The organism is uncultured Aquimarina sp. (assembly GCF_947496855.1).
Classification (GTDB): Bacteria; Bacteroidota; Bacteroidia; order Flavobacteriales; family Flavobacteriaceae; genus Aquimarina.
Map to the genome: position 1 here is coordinate 287,646 of NZ_CANMED010000004.1, position 20,849 is coordinate 308,494.

Consider the following 20,849-nt stretch of genomic DNA (forward strand, 5'->3'; position numbering starts at 1 on the left):
TTTTAAATTAGTTACTTAGCGTCAATACCATTTCTCTATTTTTTAAAAAACTAGCTGAGATTCAAAAGGTTCCGACCACTTTGACACTCTATCTATTGCTGGAATAAGTGTTGCAAAAACTTCAAATTTCTTGGTATACACTGAAGTATTATTCTCTAGTCTACCCAGTTTGATAGTCATAGGGGTCCTAAAACTCATGCTTTTTTTGTTTGCCTCGTCTGATCTTATCAAAACACTTTCCTTGCATAAAAAATCATCTTTCCGTTCATTCCTAACTACTCGCAACACTTTGGTATCATCCCAATTAGAAATCAACACGGGCACATCTTTAATTCCATGAACGTCATAGACAAATAGGTGTAACAAATACTCCATATTTCCGGAAATATCCAACGGATGAAATTCTATTTCAGTTTTTACGATTATAGTATTTGTTTTCGTATCATCTACCTCAACATATTCTGGAATCTTATCAAGTTTTACTTCTGTTATCTTTGCCATATCGTTATTATTTAAAAATTAGAAAAGGAGATTAAATATTCTTATTCGGTATTTTTTAAAAAGTCATGCTCACTTCTTTCATTATCAACGGTTATTAAAATAGTTCCAAAAATACTCCCGAAGCAACAACTCCTACGATTAGTAAAATCAACACTAATATAATGATTTTCATCCCTGCTTTTGTCTTTGTATTTTTCTGAAAAATATAATCTCTTCTTTCCTCGTCTTCTTCTTTTACGAATTTCATTTTTGTATATTTTAGTTAAAATTTTATTATTTTATATACTACTTTTATTAATTATTAATCCTTTCTTTTAAAAGCTCTTTGCTTTATCTATTTAAAGTTAATTCTATCAAAAAATAATAGCGGACTAAAAATGCTTCTTTAAATTTTCATAAAGAAGTATCAATTTCATTTTCTTTCCCACGAAACATATCTTTTAGAAATTTCCCTTTAAAAAATAAATTATTGTATTTGTATTTGTCATCTAATCTCAATTTGATTACATTCCAAAGGTATATTGAGGAAGAGAAAAGAATGAACGCTTTTGATATAAATGTTAATTCGTTTGCTAAAAATCATTTCGGTTAACATCCTTATGGTTTGAGTTAAAGCGTACAGCTATTTTTAATCAACTTTGTGATAAATATTTTAAGAATTAAAAAAAACGATAACCATGAGTAATAATGGCAATACATTTTTAGGAATTTTAGCAGGAACTGCAATCGGTGCAGCTATAGGTATTCTTTTTGCTCCAGATAAAGGAGTAAATACTAGAAGAAAATTAGCAGATGAAGCGCAGGCAACCAAAGATCATTTAGCAAGAGAAGCTTCTATCTTGAAACATCAAATATCAGATACTGTTTCTACTCAAAAGGAAACATTAGATACCAAAATTGAGTCTCTAGTTTCTGATGCAAGTTATAAAGCAGATGATGTAATTACCTCCCTTGAAAAAAAATTAAGTGAGTTGAAAGCTAAAAACAAAAAATTACAAAAATCATAATGGGAGTAATTGATGCAATAAACGAAACCTCTAATAAAGCTTTTGATTCTGGAGAAACTTATGTAAAAACCTCTCAAGAATATTATAAGCTTAAAGCTTTCCAGCAATTAACAAGAGCATTTTCATTCTTAAGCAAGCTGGCCATTATTGGTGGCTTGCTTTTCTTAGGTTTAATATTCTTAACGGTTTCTGGAGCAATTTGGTTAGGACATCTTATTGGTAGTACTGCACTGGCTTGTTTATTCGTAGCTTTAGCGCTTTTTCTTATTACCGGCATAGCATATTTTGTTCGCAAACAAATTGATAAAAACATTATTAAAAAAATGTCTCAAGAATTCTTTGATTAACGTTATGAAAAAAACATACACCTCTTTTAAGGAAATAGAACAAGATCTGCGTAAGTTGAATTTACAACGTCAAATATGCTTAGAAGAAATGAAACTTCTTAAATCTGAGTTCAAAGACGACTTGCAACCCTATCAGTGGGTTTCTACAGCTCTTAGTGCAGTGAAAAAATATGGTATATTCTATTTAATCAAAAGGCTCTTCAAATAATATTATGATACTCCCACGATTTCTTCCACAGGCAATTCTGTTCTGTTTTTGAAATTATTAGGGCTAATATCATACTTTTCTTTAAAAATTTTAGAAAAATAACTTCTACTACTGAATCCTATAGAATATACAATCTCAGAAATATTCATGTCAGTGGTTCGTATCAAATCTCTTGCAGCTTCTAAGCGCACGTGTCGGATATATTCTGTTACTGTTCTCGCATATAACAATCTAAATCCTTCTTGAAGCTTTGCCTGAGGTAAACCTGCTTCTTCGGACAATTGTTCTAAACAGTAGTCTTTGGCTACATCTTTGATGATTTTCTTAGCTAAACTTCTAATTAACTTTAATTCTCTTTTTAAAAGCGTGGTCGGTAAAACTTCTTCTTTCATTGCTCGATCGTGTTGCTGAATGTGCATAGACAAAATTTGATAGATCATACCTTCTATTTGCAATATCCTTATCATGCCCTTTTGCTTTATTTTACGCAGAGCACCAATCTGATCCGCTAATTTTAGATTAAACGTCCCAAAATAAGCAAAGGCTTTTTCATGGTCTTCATCCATAAAAACTTTATACAGCCTTTCATTGAGCTGTGATACATTATTAAGCCGTTTTTTTAAATATTTTTTTCTAGCAATTTGGATTACATTAATCTCTAATTTTTCTTCTTTCGGAAAATAACCATAGTTATGTCCTCCATCACGGCTAGTAATAATAACTGACTGGAACTGTTCTAAGGTATGTATTTCATTTTGGTATCCAAACCGATGCCCACAATGTCCTGTGAGACAATAAGCAAAATGAATTGGGTTGTATTCTGAAGCGTCCATAATTAACACAACATCTTTATGAAATATAATATCGTACTCTAATAAATTAACACCCCAATCAAACGTTATAAATCTAATGGAACCATGAGCATTTAGATTATTAACCGTGAGTTCATACTCACCCCATCTTTCTTTTATTTTACCTCCTATAACTTCCTGTATTTGCCTAACCGTTCCTTCGGTATCTTTAGCAGTAATATTAATTTCTATGGCGGTTGTTGGTTCTGCGTACATCGTCAAAATAATAGTTAGGATGAAGTTTTTTTTGTTACTCAATGTTGAACAAAAATAAATAATTTATGACATATTATTTTGTTAAGATACACCAAAAAAAGAAATACTATTACAAATAATATTTCTTATAAAATCAAAAAGACTCCCAAAAAGGGAGTCTTCAAAACAAATATTTTTTCTAAGTGGCTTTTTAGATCGAATCAAATTCATCCACAAAAAAGTAATCTTTATCAATATTATTCACAAAATACACGCCTTCACCAATAATGTATTCTACATTTTTATTATCCACCACAACCTTAAATCCTTTATCAGTCGGTATTAGCTCAAAACTGTCATCAGCTTCTTTTGTATATCTAAGTACTATATATTTGTCGTAGTCATCATAGATATCGTTATCAACATAAATCAATTTCGTTATCTCTTTATCAGAAACTTTTATTTCCTGATTTACTTTGTCTTTATCAGCTTTGTTTAAAACTGTTTTAGACTTAGCAGTTTTATAAACCGTAACTCTATAAGGAATGGTTTTACCGTCTTTCTTGAAATTATAGGTTTTAGTGGTTTTCGTCTTTACTGTTTGCGCACTTATTCCTGTTAAAGTAAATGCTATTAATAGCGTTGTAATAATTTTTATTATCTTCATTTTTATATTTATTTTTTTTTAAATTGTTTTGTCCTCTATGCTTTTCTAATCAAGCTAGTATCTAAGTGGTCTGAAGTATTTTTTGACCAAGCGTTTAGCATCCAGCTTGATTTTTCTAACTCTCTAATATAAGCTCCTACCATATCTATTGTACCTTCATCTCTTGCCTCTTCCGCATGAGTTAATGTTACTCTCATTTGAGTAAGTAATTTTTTATGGTCTCCGAGTAATTCTTTTACCATTTCTATATCTTTCATCAAAGGTGTAACCTCTTCTATATCTGCTAGTTTTATATATTCTGCGAACTGGCTTACTGGATGATGCTGTAACGTTAAAATACGCTCTGCGACTTCATCTATTTTTATTTTGGCATCATTATATAATTCTTCAAATTTTACGTGAAGATCAAAGAAGTTCTTTCCTAAAATATTCCAGTGGAAACCTCTTAATTTTTGATAGTATAAATTGTAGTCAGCTAAAAGTATATTTAACTCTAATACTACAGGTAAAAGCTTTTTCTCATCCATGTTCAAATAATTCATAGCAATTTTTTAAGATTAATAATATATTGAAATCGAACAATAGAATTGTGTGATTGTTTATTGTTCAACACAAAGATACCTGAAGTATAATGGCATCTTTTGCTCATATACTATTTATCTTAACTCTATCGTGAGGAGAGGAAACACTAGCCGAATATCATAAGAATAGGGTTTTAGAAATCTGGTATTAATCGAGAAAAAGCATCTTTTCCGGTTTATACAAAGCTATATCAAATTGTAGTAAAAAGTTTTAATCGACCAAAGGCTCTAGATTAATATAACTATAGTTAATTTCTCCTATATGCTTATATTCAGCTTCTCGATCGTGGAGTTCTCCCCAACCAAAATTTCGTTCGATAGTTTCATTTTTAAATTCCGATAACAAATCTTCAGAAAGCAGAATATATTCGTCTATTGGGATTTTATTTTTCAATAATCTATGCGCTATAATAACATCTTCTCCCATAAGTTTTATGTTTTTACCTATTGGAACCGCACTAATTTCCTGACCATAATGTAATACAATTTTAAGACCGAGCATCTCTGGAATATTCTTTCCTTCTTCTGTATTTTTATATTGGTTGTGAAGTTTTTTTAACTGTTCATAAAATTCTGTATAAAACAATCTACACTGATATACCAGTTCTGTGAATGTTGGCAATGGACCAGTTCTGTAAAACAAAATAGCATCTCCTTCAATTTCTGAAACTTTAAGATCTAATTTATTCGCATAGATTACTCTATTAAGTAGTGATGGTATGACTTTAGAACTTAATTCTATATTTGTAGAACTCATAAACTCAGTAAAACCACTAATATCGGGTATGCATAGTAATGTGGGTGTTGCTTTCATATATTGAAGAAAAAAGTTAAGTCTCTAATAACTCTAAGATACGTTTTAGATCTTGATTATTACTTATATGTTTTTTTAAATCGTTGCTTAATGCCATTATCTCATTCTGTACCGCTTCAGTATAATCAGTGTGTGTGTCCTTACTTTTTCTAATAAAAATCAATGCACTCAATAGTTCATAAGAAACCGTACTGTCTGCTTTAGCATATACGCGAATTGGTTCGATCACAATACGCATCAATTCTGAAGCACTTATTTTATTATGAATTATAGTGATTTCACAATCAGTTACACCCAATATAGTTTTTGGTTGAATTTTAAACGCCTGTTGCACTAATTGACCTAATTTAGAAATCGCATTAATTGCAGTTCCTGGATCATTGATACCTGGTGATAAAGCTTTTACGGCTACCTCGGTTAATTTTATCATTCCTCCAACACCACTATCATCTTCATGTCGATTAGATAGAATATAGAGACAAATATGCAAGGATGCTAATTCATCTTCAGAAAGAGGCTCTTTGATACCAAGAACGGGATCTCCTTTCCATATATGTTGATCAGCATATGGGATTATTTCTATTGTATTTTCTTTCTTTTTCAAAGAATCATTTAATAGTGTAATATCAAATGACCGATAATAACCGGTTTTTTGACTAGGTATCGTTTTCCAATATTCATATGGGATATTTTGGTTTTCGAAACCCTTTTCTTTTTGTTCTTCTTTTTCCTTTTCAAGCAACTTAGTACTAGAGGCATAAATCTTATCTATAATATTATGTATTTGTATTGCCTGGGATATACTATGAATAAAATACACAAACAAACCAATACAAAATGCACCCAATACAGCTGATACCATAACAGAAAACCCTACAGCATTTGCAGATGCGCCATAAGCACCCAAAGACATTAAAACAATTATCGAAAATAAGATTGTTCCTATATAAAACCCCAATATAATTTGATGCTTTTTGTTAGAAATTAATCCGGGTAGAAGTCTTGGAGAGAAGTTAGATGAAGCTTGATTAAGCACTACCATTACCATCGTAAAACTAAAAACAGTTAACGATAATATTCCACCAAACAGTGTAGAAAGAATTGTTCTAGCAGTTTCATTATCCTGTACCAAAAGATAAGGCACTTCTTTTTTTAATGCATTAGTTACCTCTAGATTTTCTACAAACAATAAAGTAATTGCTAACAAAAAAAATGCTGCACTGATTAGAATGGGGTAAAATGCGATACTATGAAAGACAGCACTTTTTATCCTTTTTAAAAACTTCAATGTTGATTTCATAACGGTCTATCTGTTTTTCATAAGATATAGATTAACGATATTCAGGATTTTCAAAATTCCATCTTGTCCCATCATCCCAATCTTCTCTAGAATTACCATATGAGTTATAACCACCATTGTTACTTAACATAGTAGCCAAATGAAGTAAATTATAAGTCATAAAGGTAGTGTTTCTATTGGTGAAAGTATTGTTTTTTGCGCCAGACTCTTCATCTAGATAACTTGGTCCGGGACCTGCTTCGCCAATCCATCCACAATCCGCCTGTGGAGGTATGCTATAACCTAAATGCTGCAAAGCATATAAGATACCCATGGCACAATGTTTTATACCGTCTTCATTACCTGTGATAACACAACCACCTACTTTTCCGTAATAAATATACTGCCCCTTTTTATTCGTTTTTCCACTCATACCGTACAACCGTTCTATTAATTTAGTCGCTACAGATGATTTTTCTCCTAACCATATAGGTGTTCCTATAATTAGAATATCAGCATTCTTTATTTTTTCATAGATTTCCGGCCAATCATCTTTTTCTTTTCCTTCTTCCCTCATATCGGGCATTAACCCGTAAGCCACATCATAATCTACTAATCGAAGATATTCTACCAATACATTTTCAGATTTCATAATATTCATAGACACATTCATAAGCCCCTCTGTGTGACTTTTTTGGCTGGAGCTTTTTAAAGTACAATTGATATACAATGCTTTTAGATTAGAAAAATTCGGTTGTTTTATGGAACTCATATCGTTCTAGTTTTAAAAATTATCATGAATTACAAGTTGAGAAATTAATCTTCGCTATTGGTGTGCAATCACTATATTTATTAACTCAATACCTAAAGGAAAGTACTCCTTACTCAATCCCGCCTAACTATCAAAACAGTCAAGGAAAATTGTATATGCGCACAGTTTATCAATCTTCGGAATCTACCTTTGTCGTGTTAAATAATGTAAATAGAAATAAGGGCTACAAAAATCAAAAATGTAAAATATCATTAGGGCAAATGTGATGTGTTAAATTAAGTAGCCCTTAATTTTTAAAACAAAAAATCTTTTAATTATGAAAAAAATTGCAGGAATATTTATGATCATTCTTTTAGTAACTAGTTGTGATGTACAACAAAAAAAAGAAACAAAATTACCTGATGTAGCCATAGATATTGATACCGAAGCAGGACAACTTCCAACATTCGATGTTGATTGGGCTGAGGTGAATGTGGGAACCAAAACTAAAATGGTTAAAGTTCCTAAGGTTGTTGTAGTAATGGAAGAAGTAGAGGTAGAAGTACCTTATGTAGATGTAGATATGCCAAATAGTGGAGAGAAAGAAGAATTGACATTAACTGTAGAAGCAGAAGTTACTGGTAAAGAACATTCTATAGATATAACAGAGATCATAGCTTCTAACGACAAGTTATATGTGATTTCTAGACTAAAAGAATTAGATCAAGATCTAGGCGATAAAAAATTAAGAATTTCTGACCGTGTAATTCTTAATGCTCCTGATCTTAATGTAAAGCATATTATTATGGGAGAAAAACCAGACAGAGTATTCAACGATCAGTATAAATATGTAAAAGATATAAATGCTTTTAAATCAGACCTAAAAAAATCTAAAGTGATTTTCACTAAATAGTATATCTAATTCCAGATAGATATGGTTAGTTGATAAAATGGCCTCTTTAGATATACTCGAAGAGGTCATTTTTATTTTAAAAACATAATATGATGAACACAAATTTTACAGATGCAAAATTTATAACTCAGATCATCAAAGAACCCGAATTGGTAATTGATCAACTAAATCTAGTATACGTAAAAGACGATGCTTTAATAATAACTAGATTAAAACACAAGAAAAGTTTTCAATACCTTCTAAATGGTAAAACACTGTCAACTGAAAAAGATTTAGAAAGAATAAAAAAAATAGTAATTCCTCCTGCTTGGAACCATGTCAGAATTGCTGCTATAGACAATGGACACCTACAAGCCATTGGTAGAGATTTAAAAAACCGAAAACAATACCGATATCATCCACTCTGGAACACCATACGCAACCAGACAAAATTTTATAAAATGGCTGTTTTTGGAAGGCAACTTTCCAAAATAAGAAAACAGGTAGATCAGGATTTAGAACAAAAAAATTGGTCAAAAACAAAAGTATTAGCACTCATCATACGGCTAATGGAAGAAACTCATATACGTATCGGCAATGAGCAGTATGCCAAACGTAATAAAACCTATGGTTTATCTACAATGAGAACTCGACATGTAAACATAGAAAAGGATAAACTTAAGTTTGAGTTTGTGGGAAAAAAAGGAAAAAAACATTCTATAACACTTCGAAACAAGAAACTAATTCGCCTGGTTAATCGTTGTGAAGAAATACCAGGTTGGGAGCTATTCCAGTATTATGATCAGCAAGGAGAAAAACACAGTATTGAAAGTAGCATGGTTAACAAATATCTTCATGAGATTGGTGGTGATCTGTTTACTGCAAAAGATTTCAGAACCTGGGGCGCAACTACAATTTTTTTTGAAACCTTAATGGATCTGGGAATTAGTACTAAAGAAAAAGAAATACAAAAAAACATCCTAAAAGCGTACGATATGGCTGCAGCCAGTTTAGGAAATACCAGAAATGTATGCCGTAAATACTATGTGCATCCATTTATAGAATCATCGTATAAAGATGGCTCTATAAAAAAGGTATTTAACAAAATTAATACTTCTAATCAATCAGCCGATTATTTCACTAATACGGAACACGCTATTTTAAATTTATTAACAGACTATACGCCAACATTTTTAAAAAATATTGAAGAATAAAAATCAAAAAATATGAATGACAAACTAATCAATGCTTGGAATAAAATGTATGAAAAACTTGAATCTTGGTTAAATTCGATTGTAGTGAACTTACCCAATATTTTAATAGCAGTTCTTGTTTTCGTAATGGCACTTATTGCTTCAAAATATATTAGTAAACTAGCGCGAAAGATACTTAATAAAAGTAGCCTTCAACCATCGATGAAAAGCCTAATTGCAAAATTTATATCTATTGCTGTTGTCATCATAGGTTTATTTCTGATTCTAGGCATTCTTAATCTGGATAAAGCACTCAACACTATTCTTGCGGGTGCTGGAGTAGCTGGTCTTGCCGTTGGTTTGGCATTGCAAGGAGCATTAGCTAACACCTATTCTGGTATAATCCTTTCTTACATCAAACAAATTAAATTTGGAGACTGGATAGAAACTAATAACTTTGAGGGAGAAGTCATCGATATAGATCTCCGCGCTATTACTATAAAGCAAGTAGATAATAATTTGGTATATATCCCTAATAAGTTGGTAGTAGACAATCCAATCAAAAATTATTCAACTACTGCACAATCGCGTGTTATTCTTGAATGCGGTGTTGGATATGAATCGGATCTACGATTTGTTGAAAAACTTACTAAGGAAACTATCGTCTCTAATTTTGAGGCAGTACAGAAAAAAAACGACGTTTTATTCTTATGGAGAGAATTTGGTGATAGTTCAATTAACTACGAACTCCGTTTTTGGATTAATTCAACCTCTGCTTTGGAAGTAGCTAAAGCTAAAAGTGAAACCATGATGTTAATGAAAAAAGCATACGATGAAAATAACGTCAATATTCCGTTCCCAATACGAACATTGGATTTACCTAAAGGTTTTGAATTAATGAAAAAAGAAGAAAAATAGAATATCTTTAAAGAATAAATCAAAACTATAAATGAAAAATATTAGCCCAAACGTTATACGGCAGGTTTTTGTATTACTTCTTATATTCCTAATTGGCGGGCTTATCTTCAAAGAAATCCTTCCGTATCTGTCAGGTATTCTGGGAGCGATCACGATTTATGTGATTCTACGAAAGTGGATGGTCCTTTTGGTTCGCAAAGGTTGGCATCCAGATCTTGCTGCTATTACTTTGATGATAGCTTCCTTTGCAGGTATATTAATGCCTGTGATTGGAATCTTATTCATGTTAGGTAACAAAATTGGTGATGTAACTGAAAACTCTAAAAGGATCGTTATAGCATTGAAAGGACGTCTCGATACTTGGGAAAATCAACTAGGTTATGATATTAGTACTCAAATGGATCCTGATGCAATTTCTTCGTGGGTTACAGAGAATCTACAAAAATTTGCCGGAGGGACTTTTAATGTATTTATTTCTATAGGAATAATGTACTTTTTACTGTACTATATGTTTACAAATAGAAGGAAATTAAGAGAATCTCTTTTTGAGTACATCCCAATTAATATAGATAATTTAAAAATTATTGGGGATGAAAGTCAAAAAATGGTTAGATCTAATGCTGTTGGCATTCCATTAGTTGCCATCATACAAGGAGTCGTAGCCCTTATTGGATTTCTAATATTCGGCATAGAAGATCCTTTGTTTTGGTTCGTTATAGTAATCGTTGGATCAATGATTCCTTTTGTAGGTACAATCATTGGTATTCTACCAGTATTTATAATTACCCACTCAACCGGAAACGTTTTTCAGGCTTGGGGAATTTTAATTTACGGATTAATAGTTGTTGGATTCTCCGATAATTTAGTCAGGTTATATGTTTTACAAAAATTAGATAATGTGCACCCAATAATAACTCTTATTGGAGTGATTGTCGGTGTTCCTTTATTTGGTTTTATAGGTTTGATATTTGGCCCCTTACTTATTAGTTTATTTCTTATTGTTGTCCAGATCTATAAGTCTGAGTATGGTAAACCGGATAATTCAGGTCAGGAAAGATTGTAAATGTTACAATAAAGAGATTTCTGAAAACATGAAGGTATGATCTTATATTTATACCTTTAAGGTGCAATCATCTTACTATATTCCCGCTCTCAACCCTCATATTTTAAGCGCCTGAATTATCGTTAGTTTCCTCTTATTATAAAAATTAATCATTGACAATAAAAGCATGAATAACACCAGGCAACCAACCAATAAGGGTTAGTACTAGGCTAATTAAAAAAGTAGTACCTAATCCGTGTTTCAGAAAGACCGCCAATGGTGGTAATAAAATATTTAAAATTATTGTTAGTAAAGACATCGTTTTATGTTTTATTAGTTATTAATTCTTTGTTTATTAAAATTGCTTTGGTCCGTTAATAGAATTACCTACACAAAATAACCTCTGTATCGTTTTTTAACACGTGAGAACCATCTTGACTCTTAATATATAAAGCCTTATTCGCATTACTAAAGCGGACCAGTGAATTCTCCTTTATTTTTCTTGTAATCTTGTACACATATGTCTCTTCGACAATCCCGAATAAAGTAGTTTGATCTTGTGTCCACCTTACTTTTTCTCCTTTTTTTATCATCCTATAATTTTTAATTATTTCAATCCACCTGTTCATGCTCAACCTCGTTTTCACTTTTAAGCACATAATCCCCATCATCTTGTTTTATAAATAGTGCTTTATTTCCTTTCTCACCAATTCTAGTTACTTCAGTTCCTTTTATTGTTTTGGTTACCTTCTGAATAAAGGTTTCTTCTACCTTTCCCTCTGCTTTACCTTGCCCCCATTTCCACGAAACCTTGCTACCCCTTTGTATCATAATTTTTATTGCAAGATCAATTTTACAAATCATACAGATTAATCCTATCAAAAATATTATTAACTCAAACCCATTGATAAACCTACACTTAACTAAAAAAAAGTTAAATTCTAAATGAGTTAACTTTTCGCTTATCTGAGCAAAAAGGAACTATTAAACGACTTTATCTTCGTGTAAAATCTAAATAAAAAATGGTGCTTCAATTTCTATTAATATTTGCAAGCGGATTTGCTTCGGGTGTAATTATTGTTGTTACAACAGGTATGCGAAAAAACAGAAATAGGAAGTAGTACAATACGATAACAGATACTATAAGTAAAACGCATAAAGATGTTAATCGATAAGCATCTATAAATAATTATCGTTCATTTAAAACTAAAATTTATGGCAACTTATTCTGAAAAAGTTGGAAACAAACTTAATGATTTATTAGAAAAGACGTATGATGCAGAAAAAGGGTTTAAAAAAGCTGCTGAAAATACCGAACACTCTGGACTAAAAAATTATTTCACTCAAAAATCTCAAGAGCGTTATGATTTTGGTCACGAGCTTAAAACAGAAATTAAATCTGTTGGTCAAGAGATCGATAAAGGAGGAAGCATTACAGGATCAGCACATCGAGCATGGATGGATATAAAATCATTTTTATCATCTGATAATGAAGAGTCCATGTTAGAAGAGGCTATTAGAGGAGAGAAATCTGCATTAGAGGAATATAACGATGTTCTTTCTGAATCTACATTACCTCCAACTACACAAACTGTATTAACACAACAAAAAAATAAAATTCTACAAGGACTATCTTCTATTAAAAGATTAGAAGACTTACACTAGATAAATTATTTTTCACATATAAGAAAGAGATCATTAATATTTTAATGATCTCTTTCTTATATGCATTTATTAGATAAAAGACTTACGTTACCTGAGAAAAACGTAAAGTAAATCTGAAATATTGCTGATTACTTTGATTTATATTCTTTTGGGCTATAAGAGTATTTTTTCTTAAAGATTTTACAGAAATAACTTCTACTAGTTAATCCAACAGAATACACCACTTCAGAAATAGTTAACTCTGTAGTCTTTATTAGTTTTTCTGCCTTTTCTAATCGCACGTTTCTTACGAAATCAGAGACAGTTCTTTGAAACATAAATTTAAAACCTTCTTGTAGTTTTGCAGGAGAAAGTCCAGACTCCAAGCATAACGATTTTATACTATGCTGTATCTCTGGATATTTTTTAATAAAGTCACTTACTTGAGAAATAGCCTTTAATTCATTCTTGAGCAAACCACTTGTATTTGAGTTATTCTCAATTTCCGAATGGAACTGTTCAATATGTTTTGCTAAGATCAAATAATAGCGTCCTTTTTGAGATAATAATTCAGAAACTTCATTGCTATACTCTATTCCAAACAACAATTTTAATTGCTCTGCTATTTTCAAACTATAACCTCCCAAATGAAAGTGTTTCGATTTGGTTCCTATCTCATAAAGCAACCCTTGAAGTTTTTTACTAAATGGATTGTTCTCTTTGCCAAACTTATCGAAATATTCTTTCTTATTCACACAGATTATGTTAAGCATCAAGTGATCCCCTTTTTTTATTATAATCTTACTTGCTAAACCCCTATTACTATGGACAACTGCGGTTTGAAATTGTTCAACTAACGTAGCTTCTTCGAAAGTTTCAAATTGATGAGAACAATGACCTTCTAAACAATACAAAAATTGAATTGATTCTGATGTCATAGAAGCTATCGGGATTTCAATATCCTTTATTAGCTTTAAATCAAAATCGAACGATTGTAAACCGCTTTGTAAATTTGTATAACGTACTTGACCTTTTCCAATCACCGAATCTAAAGTTAATGTATGGATATCATAATCTACAGTAATATTTCCCTGAAGGTGTTCTTTAAGAACATTTAACTCAGAAGGAACGCTCACCAAATCATTTTCTGTTTTTTTCATTACACCCTTCTTAATAATTTAATAATTGATTATAAGATAGTTACACAACATATCTATACTACAAAAGTAGTTCGTTAATATGCTAATGTTTAACGTTTTTGGGTATTTACTTATCGCTATTGTGTAATTCAATAAATAATTACTAAATTTTAACGCTCAACTTATTGATTGCGTTATTATTTAATTGATACGCGCTACCTTAGGATTCGTTTTTTTTTTTACTTGCACAAGTAATTTATAATAATGTATAAGAAGATTTCAAATATTGCAGATCGAGAATTTATCGAGAAGGAATTAGGTGTTAAGTATAAGTTTCCAAGGCTATACACTCCAAGTTCAGTAATCGATGGTTCTCAAGAGGCTACATTATCCATAATTACCATGGATAACCCAGATCATATATCATACGCTATCTGGGGAATATTACCTAAAAACTATGAAGGTGAGTGGTCTGATTTTCAAAAAGCTTTGGACACCTTAAGTGTTCCTAAAGAAAATTTAAATTCTAATGGAATATTTCAGGAGCCTTATCATAAAAGACGTTGTCTTATCATTGTTACTGGTTTTTTTATATATCATTTATACAACGGCACGTTATATCCATACTACGTGTACCTTGATTCTAAAAAGCCTTTCTATATAGCAGGAGTTTACAATACACTAGATGATGGTTTCATTACTTGTTCCATGGTAATGACAAAAACAACAGGCATCATAGATAAAATACAAAATCTAAGTACTTCAATGCCAATATTTGTTTCTGATAATTTAAGTGATATTTGGTTAAATCCTAAAACTGATATGGATGAAATTGATTATATTCTAAATCTCCCTAATACACTAGAATTTAAAGCACACCCAATCGCCAAAGAATTTTTCAAGAACGACATCTCTTACGAATCCATGCTTGAACCTGTTTATTACAAAGGCATTCCTTTAGCACGAAAATAGATTTTTTTTACTCTATATTATCTCCTTGTATTTCCTCTTTTAGAGAAGCAACATCTATCTTTAATGTTACTGGAATTATTCCATATTTTGGAGCAATACCCTGAGTTAAGAACTGTCCTAAATATTGATGTGCAAGTTGTATATTTTCAAAAATATAAGTACCACCAATGATGTTAGTTTCTTCATTTGTATAACAAAATAAAGAAATCAGTCCTTCGGTTTTTTTTAGTATTTGTTTCCGATTTGTCGATATTTTACAAACTTCATCAATAGGCAAATTTGATTTAAATCTCAGATTAACAATTGTTTTTTCGTTCTGCATGTAAATGATTAGTAGGTTAGAGCATATTTAATCATAAACCAAAAGGTTATGAAATACCATCAAGTTTAAATTCTGTGGCAAATTTAAGACAGGTGGTAGTATTGGTCTTAATCCAAAAAGATAAATTATTAATGTTATCCCTTTGCTTTGATTTTTTTCCTGTATTCAGCCGGTAATATTCCATAATGATCAGAAAATATTTTCGAGAAGTAACTTCTACTTTTAAGGCCTATTTTATATACTATTTCAGAAATAGAATCGTCGGTATTTTTTATATAATCTCTAGAGATTTCTAATTTTAACTGTCTTATATATTCATTAACGGATTTAGAATATAAAACTCTGAATCCAAGTTGTAATTTCTTGGAACTCATACTAGCCCTTGTTGCCAAAGATTGTACTGACAATGGTTCCGAAATATTATCAATAATAAACCCTGATAAATTATGAATCTTTTTAATATCCTCCTTGGATAAAGAATCCGGCAATGTCAAACCTTTTTCATAATTATCATGTTCCAACATTTGCATTGCCATTATCAAATTGAGCTGACCTTCAATCGAAAGTGTACGAACAATACCGCTTTCATGGCTTTCCTGCAATTGTTTAATCTGGTCTGCTATCTTCAGGTTATAATTCCCGTAATGTTTATAAGGAGAGTTTTCATTTTTTCCTTCAAATTCGGAGAATAAAGTTTTACTCAAATATGATAAGTTGTTATTTTTTTTCTTTGCATATTCTCCAGGTATTACATAAATAAAATTGACTTTAACAGCTGCTGTTTTAGGAAAAACATACGTTTCTTTAGAAAACTTCTTTGTAGAAATAATTATGTTTTGATACCGCTCAAAGGTATATGGTCTTTCTTCTGCGTTATTGGTATAATTAAGCTTACCTTCTGATATAAAAATAAATTCTATCGGATTGGTTTTTTCAATAGTGAATACAATTTTAGTGTCTTGAGTAAAACTAACGTCATAATCCACCAAAGAAACACCCCAATCAAATGTAATACTTCGCACAATTCCTTTTCCGAATTCATTATCAAATTCCAAAACATGTTCTCCCCATTGATCGGTTAACTTTCCTTTCAAATGAACATTTAATTGTTCTAAAATTTCTGCACCATCAATGCTATGTATCTCAATTTTTTGCATTCTCTTTCTAAATTCTATGCTATATTTTGTGCCTTGTGCAAAGAAATTAGATTTAGAATAAACAGATTAACAATTTTGAAACATATACTAACACTATTGATCAGTTTTAGCCCAATGTGATAGTGAATTTTTCTAGATAAAAAGAGTTCTCTTAAGTATTTTATTGACCTCGACGCTTTATGCTGATACGGAATTATCTTTTTTGTTTCTTGCTTGATCTAAGTATTGCTTTGGAGTTACTCCGTATTTTTTTTTGAAAACTTTTGAAAAGTAGCTCCTTGAATTTATACCCACCTTATAAGTGATTTCAGTGATATTAAGATTAGATGATTCTAACAAATCTTTGGCTGTTTCTATCCTATGATCCTTAATATATTCGTTCACTGATGTTTTATAAAGTTGTTTAAATCCATTTTGTAATGTATTTTGATTCAGCCCGACACGCTTTGCTAGATCCACAATATTACCAATACTATCCATTTCCTCTTTAATTATGGATACGGCATCTTCTATACTTTCGATCGTAGCTTGTCTTAAGATCAATCTTTTGTCTGGTTCATTAAGATCATCAAGATATTGTTGTAATTGATGGGTCAATATTTCGTATGCCTTTCCTTCTAGAAATACTTGGCGCATAAAGCCAGTGAGTTCGCACTCAGTAAACTCAGAAATGAATTTGGAAATCTCAAGACTGTAATAGTTTTTGTAATAAAATTGATTGATACCATTTACATCTCTGAACAATTCAATAAGATCCTCATTCATGTTCGGTAAAAAAGATTCTATTTTTTCTTCAAACAGTTTTCTGTTAATCTCAATACTAAAAATACAAATAGGGGTATTCTCAGGTGTTTTAAAAACATGATTATTTTTAGAAGTGCTGGAAATCATGGCATTCTCAAGCCTACGTATTTCGTGAAATTCTTCGCTATTTTCAAACTTGTGATAAAAACCAGACTCTCTATTGAACATAATTTTCAAAGGGTGAATAAGTCCTTTCGACAGTTTATAGATGAACTCCTTTTTTAATAAATAATCAGTTTCTATAATACCAATTCCAAAATCAAATTGGTAAGACTTTATATACCCTGAGCCAAACTCCTCTGGTAATCGCACGCAATATTCCTGATGAGAATTCTCATAATCTATTCCAAGGCTATCGGCTAAGGCAATAACCACATTTTTTACATGATGATCCTGTACTTCTATTTTTTTCTTCATTTATTTTGATTGTCAACAGGTATAGGTATAAATATACTTCTAATTTAATCAATTCAAACCAAAAATGAATCATACCCGGTAATGGAGTTAACAATCTTAGCGATACAGTTAACGAGGTTCCAAATATTTTAAGAATTTTGAAGTATAAATATTTGATAATCAAATTGCTCTCTAGTATAGAGCCTTTAATAACCAAAAATTATTTTTATGTTACGTTACACTATCATTTTTGTCATTTTAGCAATTGTAGCTGGAGTCTTTGGATTCGGTGGTATTGCCGCAGGTGCTGCCAGTATTGCTAAAATTTTATTCTTCATATTCATAGTGCTATTTATTTTATCTCTCATATTTGGTAAAAGATTTAAAGCATAAACTAATCATAAAATTAAATATCATGAAAAAAATATTATTATCATTCACAATATTTTGCTTAATTGCTGCAACCACAATTAGCTGTAGAGAAAAGAAAAGTACTGGAGAAAAAATTGAAGATGCTGTAGAAGAGACAGGAGATGCTATAGAAGATGGGGCCGAGGAAGTGAAAGATGCTGTAGACGATGCCACTGATGATAATTAATCATATGAAGCAAAAGCACTTTTTTATCAACAGGTAATTTTTTATTAATTGCCTGTTGATACTAATTCCTCTATGAATTAATAATTATGTTAAGATTAAAAAGGGTATTTCTTTATAAATTCGGATATAAAAAAATAGCAACCTATGCTATATTTTTCTTTTTTCTACTATTCTTCTTAATGTGCTTCTACTTTCTTATCATTTTAAACATCATAGCATAATAAAACATAAATTAATGGAATCGAATTTTGATGCCAATGAAAATAAATATAAAGAGATTTATAAAAAAAAAGGATACACTTCAGATTACATCCTACATCAGCATAAACTTGTAGATGTTTCAGATTCAAAAGAATTTAAACCTAACGAAGTATATATTATTGCAAGATACCTTTTTGAAGGAATCAAAAATCCTGCGGACACTTCTATTTTATACGTGCTCAAAACGATCAATGGATCAAAAGGAACTTTTATACAAAAAAACAACCCAAAGCAAGAGCTGGATTTAGTATCAAATTTCTTTGATAATATACCACAGGAAAACATTTCAAAAGAGGACTTTTTACTTTAATCCCAGATAAAAACTAATTACTTTTTTGTAACATTAATTTCTAGAAACATTATGCAAATTGGCGTTACTTAATCTAATAAAATCCGAAGGATTTTTAATTTGATAAAATTTCTCTCCCAAAATTATTATAGGAAACAAGACTACTTCAGGATGATTTTTAATGATTTTTATCCAGTCTTCTGGTTCAAGTATAACTTTTGGATCGTACAACTTTTTATAATTAGGAAATTCTTTCTGGATTAAGTCCGAAATCTCCAAATCAAGACCTTCAGCAATTTCCAGCCATTGTGTTCCAGTAATATTAGTTTTAGAAGTGTCGATAGCTAAGATATCTTTATCTGATGTATATACGTAACTATAAGTTTGTTTACCTAATGAAGTTCCGGAGTTATAAATTAATGTAATTTTATTTTTATCGGTAGAAATGATTCCCATAATGTTTAAATTTTTACTTTTAATAAAAATAAAAACCACTACCAAATTTTAGTAGTCCAATAGCTATAAATAGTAACTCATTTAAAAATCATAGCAATTGTCATACTCATTTAAAACATTGTTAATATGATCATCGCAATTGGCTTATACAGCACGCTCACTATTCTAGCTATTCTACATATTATTCTTTATGGCTCAAGACCTACTAAATCTCTAAGCTGGCTTCTAATTGTCTTAATATTCCCATTTTTGGGCATTGTATTGTATATTGTTTTTGGTATCAACCGAAGAAGATTTAAGTTCTTTAAACTTAAACAGACAGTTAGAAGGCGTTTATATGATGAAAATTTTAGAGACCGATTAGTTAAAGAACAAAAAATTGAATTTGAGAATAAAAAGAGTTCCAAATTATCTAAATTGTTACGAAACAGTTCAAATTTTGCTACCCAACCCTCAAATCAAATTGAAGTACTTCAAAATGGGAAACAGACTTTTGATACTATTTTTAAAGAATTGCAAAAAGCCGAAAAATTCATACACTTACAATACTACATTTTTGAAGAAGGAGAGTTAGTGGACAAACTTTATTCTCTACTTAAAGATAAACTGGAAAACAATGTCGAGGTACGTATATTATATGATGCAATAGGCAGTTATTCGCTACGCAAAAAAGCAATCAAAAAATTTAAGGATATAGGAGCAAGTGTATACCCTATTATGCCGTTAAATTTTGGGAGTTTTTTATTTACTTTAAATTATCGCAATCACCGAAAAATTATAATTATAGATGGCAAAATCGGTTTTACCGGGGGTGTCAACATCTCCGATAAATATATTAATCCTAAATCAGAACTTGGTATTTGGGATGACACACACTTATATCTAAATGGTCCTGCAGTGGATAGCTTACATAGAGTATTCATTAAAGATTACTATTTTGCAAGTAATGAGGAATTATTATTAACAAATAAATACCTTCCCGAAATTGAAAAACAAGGAGATGTAGCGGTTCAGATTGTAGCAGGTGGACCTGATGCAGATCATCCCTCGATTATGCAACAATATATTAGCATGATTAATCTCGCCGAAGAATATATTTATATTTCTAACCCTTATTTCATTCCAAACAATGCGATGCTTGAGGCACTTAGAATAGCGTCTCTAAGTGATGTGACAATAAAACTACTAGTTCCTAAGAAATCTGATTCTTGGTTAGCAAAACATAGTATGTTGTCATTTTTCGAGGAATTACTCTTTTTGGGAATTGAAATTTACCAACAAAAGGATGATTTCCTGCATAGTAAAGTAATCGTCATGGATGGTGAGATAGCCTCTATTGGTTCAGGTAATTTTGATCACCGAAGTTTTGAACATAATTTTGAAACCAATGCTTTGATCTATGACCCCGCAATTGCAGAAAGTATATCTCAAGATTTTTTAGCCGATTGCGGAGAAAGTATATTATTGGACTATGAAACCTATAAAAAAAGAGGGATGAAACGAAAATTATCAGAAGGTATTGCGCGATTTTTCAGCCCTCTATTATAGATGAGTTACTTGTCTTA

General features: G+C 30.9%; 29 protein-coding genes. 13 read left to right on the forward strand and 16 right to left on the reverse strand.

Going from position 1 to position 20,849, the window contains the following annotated elements:
* Positions 1-42: 42 nt before the first annotated feature.
* A complete protein-coding gene (locus tag Q0921_RS13605; protein WP_299257698.1) occupies positions 43-501 on the reverse strand; it encodes a hypothetical protein in 459 nt (152 codons plus the stop codon).
* Positions 502-595: 94 nt separating this feature from the next.
* Complete coding sequence (locus tag Q0921_RS13610) at positions 596-748, reverse strand: hypothetical protein (RefSeq protein WP_299257700.1); 153 nt, start codon at positions 746-748, stop codon at positions 596-598.
* 430 nt (positions 749-1,178) lie between these two features.
* Between Q0921_RS13610 and Q0921_RS13615 the strand changes: the two genes are divergently transcribed.
* From Q0921_RS13615 to Q0921_RS13625, 3 genes are read left to right on the forward strand one after another with little or no spacing between them, the layout of a single operon-like run.
* On the forward strand, positions 1,179-1,508 hold the full coding sequence (locus Q0921_RS13615) for a YtxH domain-containing protein (RefSeq protein ID WP_299257702.1): 330 nt from the start codon (positions 1,179-1,181) through the stop codon (positions 1,506-1,508).
* Positions 1,508-1,855: a phage holin family protein gene (locus Q0921_RS13620; RefSeq protein ID WP_299257704.1), complete on the forward strand. Its 348-nt coding sequence runs from the start codon at positions 1,508-1,510 to the stop codon at positions 1,853-1,855. The genes Q0921_RS13615 and Q0921_RS13620 overlap by 1 nt, the downstream gene beginning before the upstream one ends.
* 4 nt (positions 1,856-1,859) lie before the next feature.
* Positions 1,860-2,063: a DUF6327 family protein gene (locus Q0921_RS13625; RefSeq protein WP_299257706.1), complete on the forward strand. Its 204-nt coding sequence runs from the start codon at positions 1,860-1,862 to the stop codon at positions 2,061-2,063.
* A gap of 2 nt (positions 2,064-2,065) precedes the next feature.
* Here Q0921_RS13625 and Q0921_RS13630 read toward each other — a convergent pair whose 3' ends face one another.
* The 6 genes from Q0921_RS13630 to Q0921_RS13655 all read right to left on the reverse strand — a co-directional run bounded on the left by Q0921_RS13630 (position 2,066) and on the right by Q0921_RS13655 (position 7,222).
* Positions 2,066-3,130, reverse strand: coding sequence for a response regulator transcription factor (locus Q0921_RS13630; RefSeq protein WP_299257708.1), 1,065 nt, complete (start codon positions 3,128-3,130; stop codon positions 2,066-2,068).
* 190 nt (positions 3,131-3,320) lie between these two features.
* Entirely contained in the window at positions 3,321-3,776 is a 456-nt protein-coding gene (locus Q0921_RS13635; protein ID WP_299257710.1) for a hypothetical protein, read from the reverse strand.
* Between the two features lie 35 nt (positions 3,777-3,811).
* Positions 3,812-4,318, reverse strand: coding sequence for a DNA starvation/stationary phase protection protein (locus Q0921_RS13640; protein ID WP_299257712.1), 507 nt, complete (start codon positions 4,316-4,318; stop codon positions 3,812-3,814).
* 250 nt (positions 4,319-4,568) lie between these two features.
* Complete coding sequence (locus Q0921_RS13645; RefSeq protein ID WP_299257714.1) at positions 4,569-5,171, reverse strand: DUF2652 domain-containing protein; 603 nt, start codon at positions 5,169-5,171, stop codon at positions 4,569-4,571.
* Between the two features lie 16 nt (positions 5,172-5,187).
* A complete protein-coding gene (locus Q0921_RS13650; protein ID WP_299257716.1) occupies positions 5,188-6,471 on the reverse strand; it encodes a DUF2254 domain-containing protein in 1,284 nt (427 codons plus the stop codon).
* Between the two features lie 31 nt (positions 6,472-6,502).
* Positions 6,503-7,222, reverse strand: a complete 720-nt coding sequence (locus Q0921_RS13655) for a flavodoxin family protein (RefSeq protein ID WP_299257718.1) — start codon at positions 7,220-7,222, stop codon at positions 6,503-6,505.
* Between the two features lie 316 nt (positions 7,223-7,538).
* Between Q0921_RS13655 and Q0921_RS13660 the strand changes: the two genes are divergently transcribed.
* The 4 genes from Q0921_RS13660 to Q0921_RS13675 all read left to right on the forward strand — a co-directional run bounded on the left by Q0921_RS13660 (position 7,539) and on the right by Q0921_RS13675 (position 11,267).
* Positions 7,539-8,114 carry a hypothetical protein gene (locus Q0921_RS13660; protein ID WP_299257720.1) on the forward strand — a complete coding sequence of 192 codons (576 nt, stop codon included), beginning with the start codon at positions 7,539-7,541 and terminating at the stop codon, positions 8,112-8,114.
* A 92-nt stretch (positions 8,115-8,206) separates the two neighbouring features.
* On the forward strand, positions 8,207-9,307 hold the full coding sequence (locus Q0921_RS13665) for a DNA topoisomerase IB (RefSeq protein ID WP_299257722.1): 1,101 nt from the start codon (positions 8,207-8,209) through the stop codon (positions 9,305-9,307).
* Positions 9,308-9,319: 12 nt separating this feature from the next.
* Complete coding sequence (locus Q0921_RS13670) at positions 9,320-10,204, forward strand: mechanosensitive ion channel family protein (protein ID WP_299257724.1); 885 nt, start codon at positions 9,320-9,322, stop codon at positions 10,202-10,204.
* Positions 10,205-10,235: 31 nt separating this feature from the next.
* Entirely contained in the window at positions 10,236-11,267 is a 1,032-nt protein-coding gene (locus Q0921_RS13675) for an AI-2E family transporter (RefSeq protein ID WP_299257725.1), read from the forward strand.
* A gap of 145 nt (positions 11,268-11,412) precedes the next feature.
* Here Q0921_RS13675 and Q0921_RS13680 read toward each other — a convergent pair whose 3' ends face one another.
* From Q0921_RS13680 to Q0921_RS13690, 3 genes are all read right to left on the reverse strand, one after another.
* Positions 11,413-11,565 carry a YqaE/Pmp3 family membrane protein gene (locus Q0921_RS13680; protein ID WP_299257726.1) on the reverse strand — a complete coding sequence of 51 codons (153 nt, stop codon included), beginning with the start codon at positions 11,563-11,565 and terminating at the stop codon, positions 11,413-11,415.
* Positions 11,566-11,629: 64 nt separating this feature from the next.
* Complete coding sequence (locus Q0921_RS13685; protein WP_299257727.1) at positions 11,630-11,839, reverse strand: HVA1 family protein; 210 nt, start codon at positions 11,837-11,839, stop codon at positions 11,630-11,632.
* 19 nt (positions 11,840-11,858) lie between these two features.
* Positions 11,859-12,077, reverse strand: coding sequence for a DUF2945 domain-containing protein (locus Q0921_RS13690; RefSeq protein ID WP_299257728.1), 219 nt, complete (start codon positions 12,075-12,077; stop codon positions 11,859-11,861).
* 384 nt (positions 12,078-12,461) lie between these two features.
* Here Q0921_RS13690 and Q0921_RS13695 point away from each other — a divergent pair, with 384 nt between their 5' ends.
* Positions 12,462-12,911: a PA2169 family four-helix-bundle protein gene (locus Q0921_RS13695; RefSeq protein WP_299257729.1), complete on the forward strand. Its 450-nt coding sequence runs from the start codon at positions 12,462-12,464 to the stop codon at positions 12,909-12,911.
* Positions 12,912-13,039: 128 nt separating this feature from the next.
* Here the strand turns inward: Q0921_RS13695 and Q0921_RS13700 are convergent, their stop codons facing one another.
* Entirely contained in the window at positions 13,040-14,050 is a 1,011-nt protein-coding gene (locus Q0921_RS13700) for a helix-turn-helix transcriptional regulator (RefSeq protein ID WP_299257731.1), read from the reverse strand.
* 243 nt (positions 14,051-14,293) lie between these two features.
* Between Q0921_RS13700 and Q0921_RS13705 the strand changes: the two genes are divergently transcribed.
* Positions 14,294-15,001: an SOS response-associated peptidase gene (locus Q0921_RS13705; RefSeq protein WP_299257732.1), complete on the forward strand. Its 708-nt coding sequence runs from the start codon at positions 14,294-14,296 to the stop codon at positions 14,999-15,001.
* Positions 15,002-15,008: 7 nt separating this feature from the next.
* Here Q0921_RS13705 and Q0921_RS13710 read toward each other — a convergent pair whose 3' ends face one another.
* The 3 genes from Q0921_RS13710 to Q0921_RS13720 all read right to left on the reverse strand — a co-directional run bounded on the left by Q0921_RS13710 (position 15,009) and on the right by Q0921_RS13720 (position 17,701).
* A complete protein-coding gene (locus Q0921_RS13710; RefSeq protein WP_299257734.1) occupies positions 15,009-15,323 on the reverse strand; it encodes a YdhR family protein in 315 nt (104 codons plus the stop codon).
* A gap of 134 nt (positions 15,324-15,457) precedes the next feature.
* On the reverse strand, positions 15,458-16,480 hold the full coding sequence (locus Q0921_RS13715; RefSeq protein ID WP_299257736.1) for an AraC family transcriptional regulator: 1,023 nt from the start codon (positions 16,478-16,480) through the stop codon (positions 15,458-15,460).
* A gap of 177 nt (positions 16,481-16,657) precedes the next feature.
* Positions 16,658-17,701, reverse strand: coding sequence for an AraC family transcriptional regulator (locus tag Q0921_RS13720; RefSeq protein WP_299257738.1), 1,044 nt, complete (start codon positions 17,699-17,701; stop codon positions 16,658-16,660).
* 207 nt (positions 17,702-17,908) lie between these two features.
* On the opposite strand from Q0921_RS13720, the gene Q0921_RS13725 reads away from it, so the two are divergent.
* From Q0921_RS13725 to Q0921_RS13735, 3 genes are all read left to right on the forward strand, one after another.
* On the forward strand, positions 17,909-18,073 hold the full coding sequence (locus Q0921_RS13725) for a DUF1328 domain-containing protein (RefSeq protein ID WP_101447995.1): 165 nt from the start codon (positions 17,909-17,911) through the stop codon (positions 18,071-18,073).
* Between the two features lie 22 nt (positions 18,074-18,095).
* Positions 18,096-18,278, forward strand: coding sequence for a hypothetical protein (locus tag Q0921_RS13730; RefSeq protein WP_299257743.1), 183 nt, complete (start codon positions 18,096-18,098; stop codon positions 18,276-18,278).
* Between the two features lie 235 nt (positions 18,279-18,513).
* Positions 18,514-18,849, forward strand: a complete 336-nt coding sequence (locus Q0921_RS13735) for a hypothetical protein (RefSeq protein WP_299257745.1) — start codon at positions 18,514-18,516, stop codon at positions 18,847-18,849.
* A gap of 33 nt (positions 18,850-18,882) precedes the next feature.
* On the opposite strand, the gene Q0921_RS13740 is transcribed toward Q0921_RS13735, so the two are convergent.
* Positions 18,883-19,284 (reverse strand): hypothetical protein, encoded by a 402-nt coding sequence (locus tag Q0921_RS13740; RefSeq protein WP_299257747.1) that lies wholly within the window; start codon positions 19,282-19,284, stop codon positions 18,883-18,885.
* A gap of 126 nt (positions 19,285-19,410) precedes the next feature.
* Here Q0921_RS13740 and cls point away from each other — a divergent pair, with 126 nt between their 5' ends.
* Complete coding sequence (cls, locus tag Q0921_RS13745) at positions 19,411-20,832, forward strand: cardiolipin synthase (RefSeq protein WP_299257749.1); 1,422 nt, start codon at positions 19,411-19,413, stop codon at positions 20,830-20,832.
* Positions 20,833-20,849: the final 17 nt, after the last annotated feature.